Source organism: Streptomyces sp. NPDC047974, from assembly GCF_040653375.1.
GTDB lineage: Bacteria > Actinomycetota > Actinomycetes > Streptomycetales > Streptomycetaceae > Streptomyces.
On sequence record NZ_JBEZNU010000007.1, the window covers coordinates 17,407 to 36,143 of the forward strand.

At 71.8% G+C, this 18,737-nt stretch carries 18 protein-coding genes; 1 reads left to right on the plus strand and 17 read right to left on the minus strand.

The genetic code is table 11. The features are described from left to right. Nucleotides 1-11: 11 nt before the first annotated feature. The 13 genes from metK to pyrR all read right to left on the minus strand — a co-directional run bounded on the left by metK (nucleotide 12) and on the right by pyrR (nucleotide 14,363). Entirely contained in the window at nucleotides 12-1,220 is a 1,209-nt protein-coding gene (gene metK / locus AB0E19_RS12265) for a methionine adenosyltransferase (RefSeq protein ID WP_362177377.1), read from the minus strand. 237 nt (nucleotides 1,221-1,457) lie between these two features. Next, the gene (gene coaBC / locus AB0E19_RS12270) at nucleotides 1,458-2,672 is read right to left on the minus strand and encodes a bifunctional phosphopantothenoylcysteine decarboxylase/phosphopantothenate--cysteine ligase CoaBC (protein WP_360604048.1); all 1,215 of its coding nucleotides are present in this window, start codon (nucleotides 2,670-2,672) and stop codon (nucleotides 1,458-1,460) included. A 107-nt stretch (nucleotides 2,673-2,779) separates the two neighbouring features. Beyond that, nucleotides 2,780-3,052, minus strand: coding sequence for a DNA-directed RNA polymerase subunit omega (gene rpoZ / locus AB0E19_RS12275; RefSeq protein ID WP_030810584.1), 273 nt, complete (start codon nucleotides 3,050-3,052; stop codon nucleotides 2,780-2,782). 76 nt (nucleotides 3,053-3,128) lie between these two features. Next, entirely contained in the window at nucleotides 3,129-3,692 is a 564-nt protein-coding gene (gene gmk, locus AB0E19_RS12280) for a guanylate kinase (protein ID WP_362177382.1), read from the minus strand. 73 nt (nucleotides 3,693-3,765) lie between these two features. Next, nucleotides 3,766-4,089, minus strand: a complete 324-nt coding sequence (locus tag AB0E19_RS12285; RefSeq protein WP_030493613.1) for an integration host factor — start codon at nucleotides 4,087-4,089, stop codon at nucleotides 3,766-3,768. Between the two features lie 306 nt (nucleotides 4,090-4,395). After that, on the minus strand, nucleotides 4,396-5,232 hold the full coding sequence (pyrF, locus tag AB0E19_RS12290; RefSeq protein WP_362177386.1) for an orotidine-5'-phosphate decarboxylase: 837 nt from the start codon (nucleotides 5,230-5,232) through the stop codon (nucleotides 4,396-4,398). Continuing rightward, nucleotides 5,229-6,341: a quinone-dependent dihydroorotate dehydrogenase gene (locus tag AB0E19_RS12295; protein ID WP_362177389.1), complete on the minus strand. Its 1,113-nt coding sequence runs from the start codon at nucleotides 6,339-6,341 to the stop codon at nucleotides 5,229-5,231. The genes pyrF and AB0E19_RS12295 overlap by 4 nt, the downstream gene beginning before the upstream one ends. 55 nt (nucleotides 6,342-6,396) lie before the next feature. Next, complete coding sequence (carB, locus tag AB0E19_RS12300) at nucleotides 6,397-9,705, minus strand: carbamoyl-phosphate synthase large subunit (protein WP_362177392.1); 3,309 nt, start codon at nucleotides 9,703-9,705, stop codon at nucleotides 6,397-6,399. After that, nucleotides 9,698-10,837, minus strand: a complete 1,140-nt coding sequence (gene carA, locus AB0E19_RS12305) for a glutamine-hydrolyzing carbamoyl-phosphate synthase small subunit (protein WP_362177396.1) — start codon at nucleotides 10,835-10,837, stop codon at nucleotides 9,698-9,700. Before carA ends, carB begins: the two co-directional genes overlap by 8 nt. Next, a complete protein-coding gene (locus tag AB0E19_RS12310) occupies nucleotides 10,834-11,442 on the minus strand; it encodes a hypothetical protein (RefSeq protein ID WP_362177399.1) in 609 nt (202 codons plus the stop codon). Before AB0E19_RS12310 ends, carA begins: the two co-directional genes overlap by 4 nt. Next, the gene (locus AB0E19_RS12315) at nucleotides 11,439-12,725 is read right to left on the minus strand and encodes a dihydroorotase (RefSeq protein ID WP_362177402.1); all 1,287 of its coding nucleotides are present in this window, start codon (nucleotides 12,723-12,725) and stop codon (nucleotides 11,439-11,441) included. The genes AB0E19_RS12310 and AB0E19_RS12315 overlap by 4 nt, the downstream gene beginning before the upstream one ends. A gap of 2 nt (nucleotides 12,726-12,727) precedes the next feature. Beyond that, a complete protein-coding gene (locus AB0E19_RS12320; RefSeq protein WP_360604032.1) occupies nucleotides 12,728-13,714 on the minus strand; it encodes an aspartate carbamoyltransferase catalytic subunit in 987 nt (328 codons plus the stop codon). Between the two features lie 85 nt (nucleotides 13,715-13,799). Beyond that, nucleotides 13,800-14,363: a bifunctional pyr operon transcriptional regulator/uracil phosphoribosyltransferase PyrR gene (pyrR, locus tag AB0E19_RS12325; RefSeq protein WP_362177406.1), complete on the minus strand. Its 564-nt coding sequence runs from the start codon at nucleotides 14,361-14,363 to the stop codon at nucleotides 13,800-13,802. A 256-nt stretch (nucleotides 14,364-14,619) separates the two neighbouring features. Between pyrR and bldD the strand changes: the two genes are divergently transcribed. Continuing rightward, the gene (bldD, locus tag AB0E19_RS12330) at nucleotides 14,620-15,120 is read left to right on the plus strand and encodes a transcriptional regulator BldD (RefSeq protein ID WP_015032294.1); all 501 of its coding nucleotides are present in this window, start codon (nucleotides 14,620-14,622) and stop codon (nucleotides 15,118-15,120) included. 195 nt (nucleotides 15,121-15,315) lie between these two features. On the opposite strand, the gene nusB is transcribed toward bldD, so the two are convergent. From nusB to AB0E19_RS12350, 4 genes are all read right to left on the minus strand, one after another. Further along, on the minus strand, nucleotides 15,316-15,753 hold the full coding sequence (gene nusB, locus AB0E19_RS12335) for a transcription antitermination factor NusB (protein ID WP_169092715.1): 438 nt from the start codon (nucleotides 15,751-15,753) through the stop codon (nucleotides 15,316-15,318). Between the two features lie 2 nt (nucleotides 15,754-15,755). After that, on the minus strand, nucleotides 15,756-16,322 hold the full coding sequence (gene efp, locus AB0E19_RS12340; RefSeq protein WP_043228086.1) for an elongation factor P: 567 nt from the start codon (nucleotides 16,320-16,322) through the stop codon (nucleotides 15,756-15,758). Nucleotides 16,323-16,371: 49 nt separating this feature from the next. Then, complete coding sequence (locus AB0E19_RS12345; protein ID WP_362177412.1) at nucleotides 16,372-17,484, minus strand: M24 family metallopeptidase; 1,113 nt, start codon at nucleotides 17,482-17,484, stop codon at nucleotides 16,372-16,374. Nucleotides 17,485-17,552: 68 nt separating this feature from the next. Further along, a complete protein-coding gene (locus tag AB0E19_RS12350) occupies nucleotides 17,553-18,458 on the minus strand; it encodes an AAA family ATPase (protein WP_362177415.1) in 906 nt (301 codons plus the stop codon). Nucleotides 18,459-18,737: the final 279 nt, after the last annotated feature.

Below are 18,737 nucleotides of genomic sequence, written 5' to 3' on the forward strand. Positions count from 1 at the left end.
GGTGCGGGGGCCTACAGGCCGGCGGCCTTCTTGAGGGCGTCGACGCGGTCGGTGCGCTCCCAGGTGAAGTCGGGCAGCTCACGGCCGAAGTGGCCGTAGGCGGCGGTCTGGGAGTAGATCGGGCGGAGCAGGTCGAGGTCGCGGATGATCGCGGCCGGGCGGAGGTCGAAGACCTCGCCGATGGCGTTCTCGATCTTCTCGGTCTCGACGGTGTTGGTGCCGAAGGTCTCGACGAAGAGGCCGACGGGCTCGGCCTTGCCGATCGCGTAGGCGACCTGGACCTCGCAGCGGGAGGCGAGGCCCGCGGCGACGACGTTCTTGGCGACCCAGCGCATGGCGTAGGCGGCCGAGCGGTCGACCTTCGACGGGTCCTTGCCCGAGAAGGCGCCGCCGCCGTGGCGGGCCATGCCGCCGTAGGTGTCGATGATGATCTTGCGGCCGGTGAGGCCGGCGTCGCCCATCGGGCCGCCGATCTCGAAGCGGCCGGTGGGGTTGACCAGCAGGCGGTAGCCGTCGGTGTCGAGCTTGATGCCGTCCTCGACGAGCTCCTTCAGGACGTGCTCGACGACGAACTCGCGGATGTCGGGCGCGAGCAGCGATTCGAGGTCGATGTCCGAGGCGTGCTGCGAGGAGACGACGACCGTGTCGAGGCGGACGGCCTTGTCGCCGTCGTACTCGATGGTGACCTGGGTCTTGCCGTCGGGGCGCAGGTACGGGATGGTGCCGTTCTTGCGGACCTCGGTGAGGCGGCGGGAGAGCCGGTGCGCGAGGTGGATCGGCAGCGGCATCAGCTCGGGGGTCTCGTCCGAGGCGTAGCCGAACATCAGGCCCTGGTCGCCGGCGCCCTGCTTGTCGAGCTCGTCCTCGTCGCCCTCGACGCGCTTCTCGTAGGCGGTGTCCACGCCCTGCGCGATGTCGGGGGACTGCGACCCGATGGAGACCGAGACGCCGCAGGAGGCGCCGTCGAAGCCCTTCTTCGAGGAGTCGTACCCGATCTCGAGGATCTTGTTGCGGACGAGGGTCGGGATGTCCGCCCACGCCTTGGTGGTCACCTCGCCCGCGACGTGCACGAGGCCGGTGGTGATCAGCGTCTCGACGGCGACGCGGGAGGTGGGGTCCTCCCGGAGCAGCGCGTCGAGGATGGTGTCGCTGATCTGGTCAGCGATCTTGTCGGGGTGTCCCTCGGTGACGGACTCCGAGGTGAACAGACGACGGGACACAACGCTCCCTGGGGTTGCAGCGGCTGCTGGCTATCTCTTCGCGGACCGGCAGGGGGCTGCGCCCCGCGACGTTCCACGGACAGTCTATCGGGCCGGGTCGCCGGATGGACCAGGTGTCTCGCCTGACGAATGTGATCAGCTGGGGCGAACCGGCTCCGGGAGGGGGCCGGGGAGCACGTTCCGTAGGGCGGAGATCACTCGCGCCCCGGCGTTTCGCTCGCCCCGGCCGCCCCGTTCTCAGGCGGAGCGCTCCCGCAGACGGGGCAGGACGAGGTCCCAGACGGTCTCGGCGAGGGCTTCCTTCGGGCCGTACGGGACCGGGGTCTCGGTGCCGTCGGCGGCGAGGACCACGGCCTCGTTCTCCTCCGAGCCGAAGGTCTTGCGCTCGCCGACCTCGTTGACGACGAGGAGGTCGCAGCCCTTGCGGGCGAGCTTGGCGCGGCCGTTGGCGAGGACGTCGTCGGTCTCGGCGGCGAAGCCGACGACGACCTGGCCGGGCAGGGCGCGGTCGGCGGAGAGCTCGGCGAGGATGTCGGGGTTGCGGACCAGCTCGATGGTGGGCGCGCCCCCGTCGTCGGTCTTCTTGATCTTGCCGGTGGCGTAGGCGGCCGGGCGGAAGTCGGCGACGGCGGCGGCCATGACGACCGCGTCGGCGTCGGCGGCCGCCTTGAGGACGGCCTCGCGCAGCTGGACGGCGGTGCCGACGTGGACGACGTCGACGCCGGCCGGGTCGGGAAGGGCGGTGTTGGCCTCGATCAGGGTGACCCTCGCGCCGCGGGCGGCGGCCGCCTTGGCGAGGGCGTAGCCCTGCTTGCCGGAGGAGCGGTTGCCCAGGTAGCGGACCGGGTCGAGGGGCTCGCGGGTACCGCCGGCGGACACCACGACGTGGCGGCCCGCCAGGTCGGGGGCGGTGACGCCGCGGGCGAGGATCCTGCGGCAGACCTCGAAGATCTCGCCGGGGTCGGGGAGTCGCCCCTTGCCGGTGTCGACGCCGGTGAGACGGCCGACGGCGGGTTCGATGACGACGGCGCCGCGGCGGCGGAGCGTGGCCACGTTCTCCTGGGTGGCCGGGTGCTCCCACATCTCGGTGTGCATGGCGGGGGCGAAGACGACCGGACAGCGCGCGGTGAGCAGCGTGTTGGTGAGGAGGTCGTCGGCGAGGCCGTGGGCGGCCTTGGCGAGCATGTCGGCGGTGGCGGGGGCGACGACGACGAGGTCGGCGCCCTGGCCGATGCGGACGTGCGGCACCTCGTGGACGGTCTCCCAGACCTCGGTGGAGACGGGGTTGCCGGAGAGTGCGGACCAGGTGGCGGCGCCGACGAAGTGGAGCGCGGAGTCGGTGGGGACGACGCGGACGTCGTGGCCCGACTCGGTGAGCCGGCGCAGCAGCTCGCACGCCTTGTAGGCGGCGATCCCGCCGCTCACGCCCAGGACGACCTTCGGCTTGGTCACGGCTGCCTCTCCCCACGCGGGTGCGCGCTCTCGGATTGCGTACGACTCCATGAGACACCACAGGCCCGGCGGAGGGACCGCCGGGCCTGTGGTGACGAACGCAACGCTTACTGAACGGGACCCTCGATGGCCTCGGAGGTCAGCAGGCCCGCGTTGATCTCGCGCAGGGCGATCGAGAGCGGCTTCTCGTGGACGTGCGTGTCGACGAGGGGACCGACGTACTCCAGCAGGCCCTCACCGAGCTGCGAGTAGTACGCGTTGATCTGACGCGCGCGCTTGGCCGCGTAGATCACGAGGCTGTACTTCGAGTCCGTGGCCTCGAGCAGCTCGTCGATCGGCGGGTTGATGATGCCCTCGGGCGCGGTGATGGAAGAGGACACGCTCTACCTTCCGAAGATGGATACAAGACTCAGAGAGACTCTGAAGGATTCAGAGTGTGCAGAATGATCAGAAAGATCAGACTACGTGCATCAACGTTAGCAGCTCGCGTGCGACGTCCTCGACGGAGGTGTTGACGAGCGTGGTGTCGAACTCCGACTCCGCGGCGAGTTCGATCTTGGCCGCCGCCAGACGGCGCTCGATGACCTCGGGCGACTCGGTGCCGCGGCCGGTGAGCCGGCGGACCAGCTCCTCCCAGCTCGGCGGGGCCAGGAAGACGAGGCGGGAGTCGGCCATGGACTCCTTCACCTGGCGCGCGCCCTGGAGCTCGATCTCCAGGAGCACGGGCTCGCCCTTCTCCAGGCGGTCGACGACCGCGCTGCGGGGGGTGCCGTAGCGGTTGCCCGCGAACTCGGCCCACTCGAGGAGCTCACCGTTGGCGATCAGCTTGTCGAACTCGTCGTCCGAGACGAAGAAGTACTGGACGCCGTGCTTCTCGCCGGGGCGGGGCTTTCGTGTCGTGGCCGACACCGAGAGCCAGACCTCGGGGTGGACCTTGCGCATATGAGCGACGACCGTGCTCTTGCCGACCCCTGAGGGGCCGGAGAGCACGGTCAGCCGCGGACGTACCTCTGCTGCCATGCGGCGATTATTCCAGTAACGCCGGGGTGCCCGGGACGCGTGGCCCGGATCGGGCACCCGCCGGAGCGCCGGGTCAGGCGCCGGCGCCGCCGAACTCGCGCTCCAGGGAGGCGATCTGGTTGGAGCCGAGACCGCGGACGCGACGGCTCTCGGAGATGCCGAGCCGCTCCATGATCTGCTTGGCGCGGACCTTGCCGACGCCGGGCAGGGACTCAAGGAGGGCGGAGACCTTCATCTTGCCGATGACGTCGTTCTCCTGGCCCTGCTTGATGACCTCGTGGAGGGAGGCGCCGGAGTGCTTGAGTCGATTCTTGACCTCGGCCCGCTCCCGGCGAGCCGCGGCGGCCTTCTCGAGCGCGGCTGCGCGCTGTTCAGGGGTAAGGGGCGGAAGAGCCACGCCTACGTCACCTCGGATGTCGATCTGTCGGATACGGACCGGTGAGGACCTGGTCGACCCACACCAGTGGAGCAACGCCCGACGACGTGGCCGTCGGACGTCTGCTCTGCCCCGGAGACTAGCGGCCATGGCCGCTCCAGTCAGCGAGAACAGCGGAAAAGTCCTGGTCAGCCTCTGCCGACCAGTACTTTTCCGGCATATCGACCCGGATTTCTGCCAAGATTTCGTCAAGTGCCACGACGGGACGCGGCCCCCGCCCCCGTCCGCTCCCACCTGCGGGGATGACCCGGGGGCGGGTCGGCGGGGTCAGCCGGCGACGGCGGCGCGGATCTCGTCCGCGTAGCGCGTCGCCGCGTCCCGCAGGGCGGACGCGTCCGGTCCGGCGCGCAGCACACCGCGGCTGACGTTCGGGACCACGTTGCGGACCGCGTCCCCGAAGACGACCGGGAGGTCGGCCGGGGTCGCGCCCTGGGCGCCGATGCCCGGGGCGAGCAGCGGGCCGTTGATGTCGAGGTCGAAGGAGGAGAGGTCGCCGAGGGTGGCGCCGACGACCGCGCCGAAGGAGCCCATGGGGGTCTCCCCCGCGTTCTCCTCCGCCAGGTGGGCGAGCATGGTCGCGCCGATGGTCCGGCCGTCCTCCCGGACGGCCCGCTGGACCTCGGCGCCCTCCGGGTTGGAGGTCAGGGCCAGGACGAAGAGGCCGGCTCCGGACTCGCGGGCCAGGTCGACGGCCGGCTTCAGGGAGCCGTAGCCGAGGTACGGGGAGACCGTGAGCGCGTCGGAGAAGAGCGGGGAGTCCTTCCGGAGGAAGGTCTCCGCGTAGGCGGCCATGGTGGAGCCGATGTCGCCGCGCTTGGCGTCCATGACGACCAGGCCGCCGGCGGCCCGCAGGTCGGCGGTGGCGCGCTCCAGGACGGCGATGCCGCGCGAGCCGAAGCGCTCGAAGAAGGCGGCCTGCGGCTTGAAGACGGCGACGGTCTCCGCCAGCGCCTCGACCACGGTGTACGTGAAGGACTCCAGGCCCGCGATGTCGTCGCCGAGGCCCCAGGAGCCCAGCAGGGAGGCGTGCGGGTCGATGCCGACGCAGAGCGGGCCGCGCTCGTCCATGGCGGAGCGCAGGCGGGTGCCGAAGGAGGGAGTCACGAGGTGGTGGCCTTTCGGTGGTCCGCGCCGACGGCATCGGCGATGGTGGCGTACGGGGAGGCCGCGAGGCGCGCGGCGAGGCCCTTGTGGATGGCGCGGGCGTAGCAGGGGCCCTCGTAGATGAAGGCGCTGTAGCCCTGGACCAGGGTGGCGCCGGCGAGGATGCGCTGCCAGGCGTCCTCGGCGTTCTCGATGCCGCCGACGCCCACCAGGACGATCCGGTCGCCCACGCGCGCGTACAGGCGGCGCAGGACCTCCAGGGAGCGCTCCTTGAGCGGGGCGCCGGAGAGGCCGCCGGTCTCCTGGACGAGGGCCGGGGCGGAGCTCAGGCCGAGGCCCTCGCGGGCGATGGTGGTGTTGGTGGCGATGATGCCGTCCAGGCCGAGCTCGACGGCGAGGTCGGCGACGGCGTCCACGTCCTCGTCGGCGAGGTCGGGGGCGATCTTCACCAGGAGCGGGACGCGGCGGTCGGTGACCGTGCGGTCGGCGGCCTCGCGGACGGCGGTGAGCAGCGGGCGCAGCGACTCGGTGGCCTGGAGGTTGCGCAGGCCGGGGGTGTTCGGCGAGGAGACGTTGACGACGAGGTAGTCGGCGTGGGCGGCGAGCCGCTCGGTGGACTTCACGTAGTCGGCGGCCGCGTCGGCCTCCTCGACGACCTTGGTCTTGCCGATGTTGACGCCCACGACGGTCCTGAAGACCGGCGTGCGCGCGTGGAGGCGGGCGGCGACGGCGGCGGAGCCCTCGTTGTTGAAGCCCATGCGGTTGATCAGGGCCCGGTCGGGGACGAGGCGGAAGAGCCGCTTCTTGGGGTTGCCGGGCTGGGCCTCGCCGGTGACCGTGCCGATCTCGACGTGGTCGAAGCCGAGCATGGCCATGCCGTCGATGGCGACGGCGTTCTTGTCGAAGCCGGCGGCGAGGCCGAAGGGGCCGTGCATGCGCAGGCCCAGGGCCTCGGTGCGCAGCTCCTTGTACCGGGGCGCGAGGACGGCCGCGACGAAGGTGCGCAGGACGGGGGTGCGGGCCGCGAGCCGGATCCAGCGGAAGGCGAGGTAGTGGGCCTTCTCGGGGTCCATGCGCTTGAAGACGAGCTGGAAGAAGAGCTTGTACATGGTGGTGTCCTCATGAAGAGGGGGACACCGTTTCCGGTGTCCCCCTCGATGGCTGCTAGTCGCGGGCCGCGGTCAGGTGTTCGGCGTGTTCCTGGAGGGAACGGACGCCGACGTCGCCGTGGTTGAGGGCGTCGATGCCCTGGACGGCCGCGGCGAGCGCCTGCACGGTGGTGAGGCACGGGACGCCGCGGGACACCGCCGCCGTACGGATCTCGTAGCCGTCGAGGCGGCCGCCGGTGCCGTACGGGGTGTTGACGATCAGGTCGACCTGGCCGTCGTGGATCAGCTGGACGATCGTCTTCTCGCCGTTCGGCCCCTCGCCCTCGCTGAGCTTGCGCACGACGGTGGCGTTGATGCCGTTGCGCTTGAGGACCTCGGCGGTGCCGGAGGTGGCGAGCAGCTCGAAGCCGTGGGCGACCAGCTCGCGCGCCGGGAAGATCATCGAGCGCTTGTCGCGGTTGGCGACCGAGATGAAGGCGCGGCCCTTGGTGGGCAGCGGGCCGTAGGCGCCGGCCTGCGACTTGGCGTAGGCGGTGCCGAAGACGGCGTCGATGCCCATGACCTCGCCGGTGGAGCGCATCTCCGGGCCGAGGACGGTGTCCACGCCGCGGCCGTGCACGTCGCGGAAGCGCGACCACGGCATCACGGCCTCCTTGACGGAGATCGGCGCGTCGAGCGGCAGGGTGCCGCCGTCGCCGGTCTTCGGCAGCAGGCCCTCGGCGCGCAGCTCGGCGATGGTCGCGCCCAGCGAGATGCGGGCGGCGGCCTTGGCGAGCGGGACGGCGGTGGCCTTGGAGGTGAAGGGCACGGTCCGGGAGGCGCGCGGGTTGGCCTCCAGGACGTAGAGGATGTCACCGGCCATGGCGAACTGGATGTTGATCAGGCCGCGGACGCCGACGCCCTTGGCGATGGCCTCGGTGGAGGCGCGCAGCCGCTTGATGTCGAAGCCGCCGAGCGTGATCGGGGGCAGGGCGCAGGCCGAGTCGCCGGAGTGGATGCCGGCCTCCTCGATGTGCTCCATGACGCCGCCGAGGTAGAGCTCGGTGCCGTCGTAGAGGGCGTCCACGTCGATCTCGATGGCGTCGTCGAGGAAGCGGTCGACCAGGACCGGCCGGGTGGGGCTGATCTCGGTGGACTCGGCGATGTACGACTCCAGGCGCGCCTCGTCGTAGACGATCTCCATGCCGCGGCCGCCGAGGACGTACGAGGGGCGGACCAGGACCGGGTAGCCGATCTCGTCGGCGATCTTCTTGGCGCCGGCGAAGGTGGTGGCGGTGCCGTGCTTGGGGGCCGGCAGGCCGGCCTCCTCCAGGACGCGGCCGAAGGCGCCGCGGTCCTCGGCGGCGTGGATGGCCTCCGGGGAGGTGCCGACGACGGGCACGCCGTTGTCCTTGAGGGCCTGGGAGAGGCCGAGCGGGGTCTGGCCGCCGAGCTGGACGACGACACCGGCGATCGGGCCCGCGAGGGACTCGGCGTGGACGATCTCCAGCACGTCTTCCAGCGTCAGCGGCTCGAAGTACAGGCGGTCGGAGGTGTCGTAGTCCGTCGAGACGGTCTCCGGGTTGCAGTTGACCATCACGGTCTCGTAGCCGGCGTCGCTCAGGGCGAAGGAGGCGTGGACGCAGGAGTAGTCGAACTCGATGCCCTGGCCGATGCGGTTCGGGCCGGAGCCGAGGATGATCACGGCGGGCTTCTCGCGCGGCGCGACCTCGGACTCCTCGTCGTAGGACGAGTAGAAGTACGGGGTCTTGGCGGCGAACTCGGCGGCGCAGGTGTCGACCGTCTTGTAGACCGGGCGGACGCCGAGGGCGTGCCGGACCTCGCGGACGACGTCCTCGCGCAGGCCGCGGATCTCGGCGATCTGGGCGTCGGAGAAGCCGTGGCGCTTGGCCTCGGCCAGCAGCTCCGGCTCCAGCTTCTCGGCGCCGGCGAGCTCGTCGGCGAGCTCCTTGATCAGGAAGAGCTGGTCGACGAACCACGGGTCGATCTTCGTGGCGTCGAAGACCTCCTGCGCGGTGGCGCCGGCCCGGATCGCCTGCATGACGGTGTTGATGCGGCCGTCGGTGGGGCGGACCGCCTCGCGGAGGAGTTCGGCCTTGTCGCCGGGCTCGCCGGTGAAGGCGAACTGCGAGCCCTTCTTCTCCAGGGAGCGCAGGGCCTTCTGGAGGGCCTCGGGGAAGTTCCGGCCGATGGCCATGGCCTCGCCGACCGACTTCATGGTCGTGGTCAGCGTGGAGTCGGCGGAGGGGAACTTCTCGAAGGCGAAGCGCGGGGCCTTGACCACGACGTAGTCGAGCGTGGGCTCGAAGGACGCCGGGGTCTTCTCCGTGATGTCGTTCGGGATCTCGTCCAGGGTGTAGCCGACGGCGAGCCGGGCCGCGATCTTGGCGATCGGGAAGCCGGTGGCCTTGGAGGCGAGGGCCGAGGAGCGGGAGACGCGCGGGTTCATCTCGATGACGATCACGCGGCCGTCGACCGGGTCGACCGCGAACTGGATGTTGCAGCCGCCGGTGTCGACGCCGACCTCGCGGATGATCGCGATGCCGACGTCGCGGAGGATCTGGTACTCGCGGTCGGTGAGCGTCATCGCCGGGGCGACGGTGATGGAGTCGCCGGTGTGGACGCCCATCGGGTCGAAGTTCTCGATGGAGCAGACGACCACGACGTTGTCGTGCTTGTCGCGCATGAGCTCCAGCTCGTACTCCTTCCAGCCGAGGATGGACTCCTCCAGGAGCACCTCGGTGGTCGGGGAGAGCGTGAGGCCCTGGCCGGCGATGCGGCGCAGCTCCTCCTCGTCGTGGGCGAAGCCGGAGCCGGCGCCGCCCATGGTGAAGGAGGGGCGGACGACGACGGGGTAGCCGCCGAGGGTGTCGACGCCCTTGAGGACGTCGTCCATGGAGTGGCAGATGACCGAGCGGGCGGACTCGCCGTAGCCGATCTTGGCGTTGACGGCCTCGACGACACCCTTGAAGAGGTCGCGGTCCTCGCCCTTGTGGATGGCCTCGACGTTGGCGCCGATGAGCTCGACGCCGTACTTCTCCAGGACGCCCTGCTCGTGCATGGAGATCGCGGTGTTGAGCGCGGTCTGGCCGCCGAGGGTGGGCAGGAGGGCGTCGGGGCGCTCCTTGGCGATGATCTTCTCGACGAACTCGGGGGTGATCGGCTCGACGTAGGTGGCGTCGGCGATCTCCGGGTCGGTCATGATCGTGGCCGGGTTGGAGTTCACCAGGATGACCCGCAGGCCCTCGGCCTTGAGGACCCGGCAGGCCTGGGTGCCGGAGTAGTCGAACTCGGCGGCCTGGCCGATGACGATCGGGCCGGAGCCGATGACCAGGACGGACTGGATGTCGGTGCGCTTAGGCACGCTCGGCCTCCATGAGGGTCACGAAGCGGTCGAAGAGGTACGCGGCGTCGTGCGGGCCCGCGGCCGCCTCGGGGTGGTACTGGACGGAGAAGCCGGGCTGGTCGAGCAGCTGGAGGCCCTCCACGACGTTGTCGTTCAGGCAGACGTGGGAGACCTCGGCGCGGCCGAAGGGGGTCTCGGAGACCTTGTCGAGGGGCGCGTCGACGGCGAAGCCGTGGTTGTGCGCGGTGACCTCGACCTTGCCGGTGGTCCGGTCCTGGACGGGCTGGTTGATGCCCCGGTGGCCGTACTTCAGCTTGTAGGTGCCGAAGCCGAGCGCGCGGCCGAGGATCTGGTTGCCGAAGCAGATGCCGAAGAGCGGGGTCTTCCGCTCCAGGACGGCGGTCATGAGCGCGACCGGGCCGTCGGCGGTGGCCGGGTCGCCCGGGCCGTTGGAGAAGAAGACGCCGTCCGGGTTCACCGCGTACACGTCGTCGGCGGTGGCGGTGGCGGGCAGCACGTGGACCTCGATGCCGCGCTCGGCCATCCGGTGCGGGGTCATGCCCTTGATGCCGAGGTCGATCGCGGCGACGGTGAACTTCTTCCCGCCGATCGCGGGGACGACGTACGGCTCCTTGGTGGCGACCTCCTCGTAGAGGCTGGCGCCCTTCATGTGCGGCTGGGCCTGCACGCGGGCGAGCAGCTCGGCCTCGGGGGCGAGCGCCTCGCCGGAGAAGACGCCGGCGCGCATGGAGCCGCGCTCGCGCAGGTGGCGGGTGAGGGCGCGGGTGTCGATGCCGGAGATGCCGACGACGCCCTGGGCGACCAGCTCGTCGTCGAGGCTGCGCTTGGCGCGCCAGTTCGACGGGATGCGGGCGGGGTCGCGGACCACGTAGCCGGAGACCCAGATGCGGCTCGACTCGTCGTCCTCGTCGTTCCAGCCGGTGTTGCCGATCTGGGGGGCCGTGGCGACGACGATCTGGCGGTCGTACGACGGGTCGGTGAGGGTCTCCTGGTAGCCGGTCATGCCGGTGGAGAACACGGCCTCGCCGAAGGTCTCCCCCACGGCCCCGTAGGCGCGGCCGCGGAAGGTGCGGCCGTCCTCCAGGACGAGTACGGCGGGAGCCTGGGCTCCCCTTGTGGAGGTCGTCATCGTGCGATGCCTTCCGTCGTGTCGGTCTTCGAAGTGTCGATCGGGGTGTCGATCATGGAGTTGAGGGTCTCGACCCAGGCGGTGTGCTCGGCGGCCCGGTCGGAGCGGAAGCCGGAGTCGAGGAGGGTGCCGCCGTGCTCCCAGGTGACGATCAGGAGCCCGCCCTCGGCGAGGACCTTGCCGGCGATGCCCTTGTCGAGACGGGCCTCGCGCAGGGCGGCGGCGGGGATCAGGAAGTCGTTCGCCCCGGGGCGGACGACCGAGATCCCGGCCTCGGTGAGCGTGAGCTCGGCGCGGCTGCGGGTGCCGAGGCCGTGGGCGACGATCCGGTCGAGCCACTGACCGGCGGTGGTGGAGCCGTGGTAGCGGCCGACCATCGGCGACACAGCCAGCTTGGCCTCACCGGGCGTCCGCGGCACCTCGGGGAGCTCGGGAAGGTCCGACTGGAGGCTGCCGCGCCACTTCCAGCCCTGGCGCATGAGCCAGTAGACGAAGGCGACGAAGAGCAGGAGTCCGACGACCCAGCCGATGCGGCCGGCCCAGTCGGTCACCTCTGCCGACTTCTGCTCCGCGGCGAGGGCCGCGCTTGCGATGGTGTGTGTCACGCCAACTTCCCGTCCATGACCGTTGCCCGGCCCCGCAGGAAGGTGTGGGTGACGCGACCCGGCAGCTCACGGCCCTCGTAGGGGGTGTTGCGGCTGCGGGAGGCGAAGTCCGCGGGGTCCACCGTCCCACGGTAAGCCGGATCGACCAGGACCAGGTTCGCGGGCTCACCAGCCGAGACGGGTCGTCCGTGGCCGGTGGCGCGGCCGATGCGGGCCGGGGCGGAGGACATCCGGTCGGCGACGCCGGCCCAGTCGAGGAGGCCGGTCTCCACCATCGTCTGCTGGACGACGGAGAGCGCGGTCTCCAGGCCGACCATGCCCATGGCGGCGGCGGCCCACTCGCAGTCCTTGTCCTCGTGCGGGTGCGGGGCGTGGTCGGTGGCGACGATGTCGATGGTGCCGTCGGCCAGGGCCTCGCGCAGGGCCAGCACGTCGCGCTCGGTGCGCAGCGGCGGGTTGACCTTGTAGACCGGGTTGTACGTGCGGACCAGCTCGTCGGTGAGGAGGAGGTGGTGCGGGGTGACCTCGGCGGTGACGTCGATGCCGCGGGACTTGGCCCAGCGGACGATCTCGACGGAGCCGGCGGTGGAGAGGTGGCAGATGTGGACGCGGGAGCCGACGTGCTCGGCGAGGAGGACGTCGCGGGCGATGATCGACTCCTCCGCCACGGCCGGCCAGCCGCCGAGGCCGAGCTCGGCGGAGACGACGCCCTCGTTCATCTGGGCGCCCTCGGTGAGGCGGGGCTCCTGGGCGTGCTGGGCGACGACGCCGCCGAAGGCCTTCACGTACTCCAGGGCGCGGCGCATGATCACGGCGTCGTCGACGCACTTGCCGTCGTCGGAGAAGACGGTGACGCCGGCGGCGGAGTCGTGCATGGCGCCGAGCTCGGCGAGCTTCTTGCCCTCCAGGCCGACGGTGACGGCGCCGATGGGCTGCACGTCGCAGTAGCCGGCCTCCTTGCCGAGCCGGTAGACCTGCTCGACGACGCCGGCGGTGTCGGCGACCGGGTGGGTGTTGGCCATGGCGAAGACGGCCGTGTAGCCGCCGGAGGCGGCGGCGCGGGTGCCGGTGAGGACGGTCTCGGAGTCCTCGCGGCCGGGCTCGCGCAGGTGGGTGTGGAGGTCGACGAGGCCGGGGAGGAGGATCTGGCCCTCGGCCTCGATCACGGTCGCGCCCTCGGCGGACAGGCCGGTGCCGACCGCCTCGATCGTCTCGCCGTCGAGGAGGACGTCCTGCGGCTCGCCGCCCAGCACCTTCGCACCACGGATAAGGATCTTGCTCATCTTTACTTGCTCTCCTCGGTACGGGTGGTGGCGGGGGCGACGGCGGGCTCGGAGCCGCCGAGCAGCAGGTAGAGGACGGCCATCCGGACGGAGACGCCGTTGGCGACCTGCTCGACGACCGTGCAGCGGTCGGAGTCGGCGACCTCGGCGGTGATCTCCATGCCGCGGACCATGGGGCCGGGGTGCATGACGATGGCGTGCTCGGGCATCTTCGCCATCCGCTCGCCGTCCAGGCCGTAGCGGCGCGAGTACTCGCGCTCGGTCGGGAAGAAGGCGGCGTTCATCCGCTCGCGCTGCACACGCAGCATCATCACCGCGTCGGACTTCGGCAGCACGCTGTCGAGGTCGTAGCTGACCTCGCAGGGCCAGGTCTCGACGCCGACGGGGACGAGGGTGGGCGGGGCCACCAGGGTGACCTCGGCGCCGAGGGTGTGCAGCAGGTCGACGTTGGAGCGGGCGACCCGGCTGTGCAGGACGTCGCCGACGAGGGTGACGCGCTTGCCGGCCAGGTCCCTGCCGAGGCCGGCGTCGCGGCCGACGAGGCGGCGGCGCATGGTGAAGGCGTCGAGGAGGGCCTGGGTGGGGTGCTGGTGGGTGCCGTCGCCGGCGTTGATGACGGGGGCGTCGATCCAGCCGGAGGTGGCGAGGCGGAAGGGGGCGCCGGAGGCGCTGTGCCGGATGACGACGGCGTCGACGCCCATCGCCTCCAGGGTCTGCGCGGTGTCCTTCAGCGACTCGCCCTTGGAGACGCTGGAGCCCTTGGCCGCGAAGTTGATGACGTCGGCGGAGAGGCGCTTCTCGGCGGCCTCGAAGGAGATCCGGGTGCGGGTGGAGTCCTCGAAGAACAGGTTGCAGATGGTCCGGCCGCGGAGGGTCGGCAGCTTCTTGATGGGCCGGTCGGCCACCCGGGCCATCTCCTCGGCGGTGTCGAGGATCAGGACGGCGTCGTCGCGGGTGAGGTCGGCGGCCGAGATGAGGTGACGCATCATCGGGGTTTCTCTCCGGGGTGGGGAGGCATCAGGGCATGCGGGCGCGCGGGCGGGGTGCCCGGGCTCCGCGGGGTGGCCGGTCCGGCTAGGAGGCGGACTTGCCGCCGAGCAGGACGGTGTCGCGACCGTCCTCCTCGGCGAGCTGGACCTTGACGGTCTCCCGCAGCGACGTGGGGAGGTTCTTGCCGACGTAGTCGGCGCGGATCGGGAGCTCGCGGTGGCCGCGGTCGACGAGGACGGCGAGCTGGACCGCGCGGGGGCGGCCGATGTCGCCGAGGGCGTCGAGGGCGGCGCGGATGGTGCGGCCCGAGAAGAGCACGTCGTCGACGAGGACGACCAGGCGGCCGTCGACGCCGTCCCCGGGGATCTCGGTGCGGCCGATGGCGCGCGCCGGCTTCAACCGGAGGTCGTCGCGGTACATGGTGATGTCGAGGGAACCGACCGGAATCGTGGCACCGGTGATCGATTCGAGCTTCTCGGCGAGCCGGCGGGCGAGGTAGACGCCGCGGGTGGGAATGCCGAGGAGGACCACGTCGTCGGCGCCCTTGGCGCGCTCGACGATCTCGTGGGCGATCCGGGTCAGGACCCGGGCGATGTCGGGGGCCTCGAGAACGGGCCGCGCCACATCGGTGTGCTCGTGCGTGTCCATGAAGAAAGGACCTCCTTCTCCGCCTCACGGGACGGTTCTTAAAGGACGTCGGAAAGTACGGCGTCCACTTTAGCAGGGACGCTCGCACAGGCTTTCCCGGGGCCCCCTCCGCCGCTCCGACCTGCGGCGGGCCGTCCCCCGGGAGGGGGTGGCGAGCCCTTTTCGGCTTGACGGGAAAGAGTAACGCTGCGTAACCTCACAGTGAGTTACCAGCCGCGCGGCGCAGCCGCATGTCGTCACAGCGTCCGGGAGCGTTATGTCCAGCGAATACGCAAAGCAGCTCGGGGCCAAACTCCGCGCCATCCGCACCCAGCAGGGCCTGTCCCTCCACGGGGTGGAGGAGAAGTCCCAGGGCCGCTGGAAGGCCGTGGTGGTCGGCTCGTACGAGCGCGGCGACCGCGCCGTGACCGTACAGCGTCTGGCCGAGCTGGCGGACTTCTACGGCGTGCCGGTGCAGGAGCTGCTGCCCGGTACGACCCCTGGCGGCGCCGCCGAGCCCCCGCCGAAGCTGGTCCTGGACCTGGAGCGCCTGGCCCACGTCCCGCAGGAGAAGGCCGGCCCCCTCCAGCGCTACGCCGCGACGATCCAGTCGCAGCGCGGCGACTACAACGGCAAGGTGCTGTCGATCCGCCAGGACGACCTGCGCACCCTGGCCGTCATCTACGACCAGTCCCCCTCGGTCCTCACCGAGCAGCTGATCAGCTGGGGCGTGCTCGACGCGGACGCGCGCCGCGCGGTCGCCCACGAGGAGAACTGACCTCCTCCGCGACACCTGCAGAAACGTGCCGCCGGGCCCGTGGACGTCATCCGACGACCACGGGCCCGGCGCTTTTCGCGTCCCCGTCCGGGGCCGCGGCCACCCGAACGGGTGAAGGCACCTCGTCCGGACAACGCGAAGGGGCCCGCGGCACCGAACGGTGCGGCGGGCCCCTTCGCAGGGCCGTGTGCGGGACTAGGCGTCCACGTCGCGACGGAGTCGGGGCTTCAGGTCCTTGAAGCGCCCGAGGAGACCGTTGACGAAGGCCGGGGAGTCGTCCGTGGAGAACTCCTTGGCGAGCTGCACGGCCTCGTCGATGGCCACCGCGTCCGGCGTGCCGTCCTCCCAGATCAGCTCGTACGCGCCGAGGCGCACGATGTTCCGGTCGGCGGCCGGCATCCGGTCGAGGTCCCAGTCCACCGCGTAGGTGGCGATGAGCTCGTCGATCCGGGCCACGTACTGGGCGTATCCCTCGACCAGCTGCATGGTGAAGTCACCGACCGCGGGCTGGCGCTCGTCGGCACGGTGGAGCCGGATCTGGTCCGCGAGGACCTCCTGGACCGAAGTGCCGCGCTGGTCGGCCTCGAACAGGATCTGGAAGGCCCGCCTGCGGGCCTTGCTCCGGGCGGCCACGGTTAGCTGTTCACCCGGCCGAGGTAGTCGCTGTTGCGGGTGTCGACCTTGACCTTCTCACCGGTGGTGATGAAGAGCGGGACCTGGATCTCGTGGCCGGTCTCCAGCTTGGCGGGCTTGGTGCCGCCGGTGGAGCGGTCGCCCTGGACGCCCGGCTCGGTCTCGGCGATGACGAGCTCGACGGCGGCCGGCAGCTCGACGTAGAGCACGGAGCCCTCGTTCTGCGCGACGAGCGCGGTGAAGCCCTCGATGAGGAAGTTGGCGGCGTCGCCGACGACCTTGCGGTCGATGTGGAGCTGGTCGTAGGTGTCCAGGTCCATGAAGACGAAGTAGTCGCCGTCCATGTAGGAGAACTGCATGTCGCGCTTGTCGACGTTCGCGGTCTCCACCTTCACGCCGGCGTTGAAGGTCTTGTCGACGACCTTGCCGGACAGCACGTTCTTGAGCTTGGTGCGCACGAAGGCCGGGCCCTTGCCGGGCTTGACGTGCTGGAACTCGACGACGGACCAGAGCTGGCCGCCTTCGAGCTTGAGCACCATGCCGTTCTTGAGGTCGTTCGTGGAAGCCACGGTTGCGGAATCTCCTGGACTGACGTGGGACCGAGGAGGCGTACGCGCCTCACAGCGCGAGCAGCTCCTTGGTCGTGATGGTGAGTAGCTCGGGTCCGCCGTCCGCCTCCTGGCGCACGACGAGCGTGTCATCGATCCGGACCCCGCCCCGGCCCGGGAGGTGGACCCCCGGTTCGACGGTGACCGGCACACAAGCGTCCAGTTTACCCATGGCCGAGGGGGACAACTGCGGGTCCTCGTGGATTTCGAGCCCCACGCCGTGTCCGGTGAGCGGAACGGCGGTCTCCGCATGGCCCGCGGCGTCGAGGATCTGGCGGGCCGCGCGGTCCACGTCACGGTACCCGGCGCCGGGCACGAGGGACTCCCGGCCGGCCCTCTGGGCGGCGAAGACGAGCTCGTACAGCTCGATCTGCCAGTCGGCGGGCGCGGTGCCGATGACGAAGGTCCGGCCGATCTCGCAGCGGTAGCCGTGGTAGTCGGCGCCGAGGCAGACGGAGAGGAAGTCTCCCTCCTCGACCCGGCGGTCGGTGGGCCGGTGACCGCGCCGGCCGGAGTGCGGCCCGGTGGCGACGGAGGTCGGGAAGGCGGCCCCGTCGGCGCCGTGGTCGACGAGCCGCCGCTCCAGTTCGAGGGCGAGGTGGCGTTCGGTGCGGCCGACGAGGATGGACTCCAGGAGCTCGCCGAGGGCCTGGTCGGCGATCTCGGCGGCGATCCGCAGACAGCCGATCTCGTCCTCGTCCTTGACCACCCTGAGCTGTTCGACGGCGCAGGCGAGGTCGGCGAGGCGCAGGCCGGGAGCGGCGGCGGCGAGGCTGCGGTGCCGGGCCACCGTCAGGTCGTGCTCCTCGACGGCGAGCCCGTCGGCGCCGCAGCGGCGGGCGAGTTCGGCGGCGGCGACGGCCGGGTCGCCGCCGCCGAGCGGCAGCTGCTGCTTCCGGAGCGCTTCGTCGAGCCGTCCGTCGAGGGGCTCGCCCTCGGCGGCGAGCGGCCGGATCAGCAGGTCCGCGCCGGGATCGGGGCCGACGAGGAGGACGGCGCCGGGCGGGGCGCCACCCGCCAGATAGCGGACGTTGGCGGGACGGGACACCAGGGCCGCCGCGCTGCCCGCTGCCGCGACCCGGTCGCGCAGCCTGACCCGGCGGTCCGCATACACCTGTGACATGCCTCCGAGCCTACGAGCCGGGCCCCGGCCCGGCCTGTCGGCGGCCGCCGACCGGGGAACGTCCGCCGTCAGCCGGCGGGCGGCGCGGCTATCGCGCGGGCCAGCGCCTCGTCGATGAGCCGGGCGGTGGAGTCCACGTCGAGCGCGGAGTTGTCGATGATCGGCAGCCCGGAGCCGTACCAGCCGGCCATCCGGCCGTGGATCGCGGCGACCTCCTCGTCGGAGAGCCGCCGGTTGCCGGCGCGCTGGGCGTTGCGCTCCAGGACGACCTCCAGGCCGGGCAGGAGGACCACCGGCAGCAGGCCGGGGCCGACGTGCCGCTTCCAGCCGCCGAGCCCGACGGCGGGCCGGTCGGGGAAGACGGCGTCGTCGACGATGCAGGAGATGCCGTTGGCGAGGAAGTTGCGGGCGGCGAAGCCGCAGGTGCGGCGGGCGAGCCGGTACTGCGCCTCGGAGTGCTCGTTCCACCCCGACTGCGGGTCCGCGAAGCCCGAGCAGACCCATTCCCGGACGTCGTCGAGGCTGATGTGGGCGGTGGGGACGGGCCGGCGGGTCGCCCAGTGCCGGGCGACGGTCGTCTTGCCGGCGCCGGCGGGCCCGATGAGCAGCACGGCGAGCGTGGCGCCCCCGGTGCCGGGCCGGTGCTCGACGACCGGCACGGGCGGCGCGAGGGGGACGGCCCCGGTGGCGTGCGGGGACCCCGCGGAGTGCGGCGGCACGGCTCCGCCGGGAGGCGGCGGTACGGCTCCGGGGACGCCCCAGCCCGTCCCGCCGGCCGCCGGGGCCTGTCCCGGCCGCACGGCCGGGTGCACCCCGAGCCGGCCGCCGGGCGCGCCGGACGGCGGTCCGGGGTAGGGCGCGGCCTGCGGGGGCGGAGGCGGGGGTACGGGGCCGTGGCCGCCCGCCGGGCCCTGGCCGGGCGCGCGGCCCGGCCCCTCGGGCGGTGGCAGCGGTGCCCCCACTGCGTGCTGCATCCGGTGCCACTCCGTCTCGTCGGCCTGGTAGGTCGGTACGGGCGGCCGGTACGGTGCCGCCGTCGGCCCCGCTCCGGTCCCCCCGGGGATGCCAAAACGTTACCGCCCCGTCCCCCCGCTCGGGGAACGGGCGGGACCCCGCCGAAAGTGCCCGGCGGACATGCCCGGCGGAACGGCCCGGCCGCGAGGAGCGGCCGCCCGAGGACCGGACCGGCGCGCGAAGGGCGGCCGCCGCACGGCGACCGCCCCCGGGTCCTGCGTACCCGCGTGTCCGGGTAC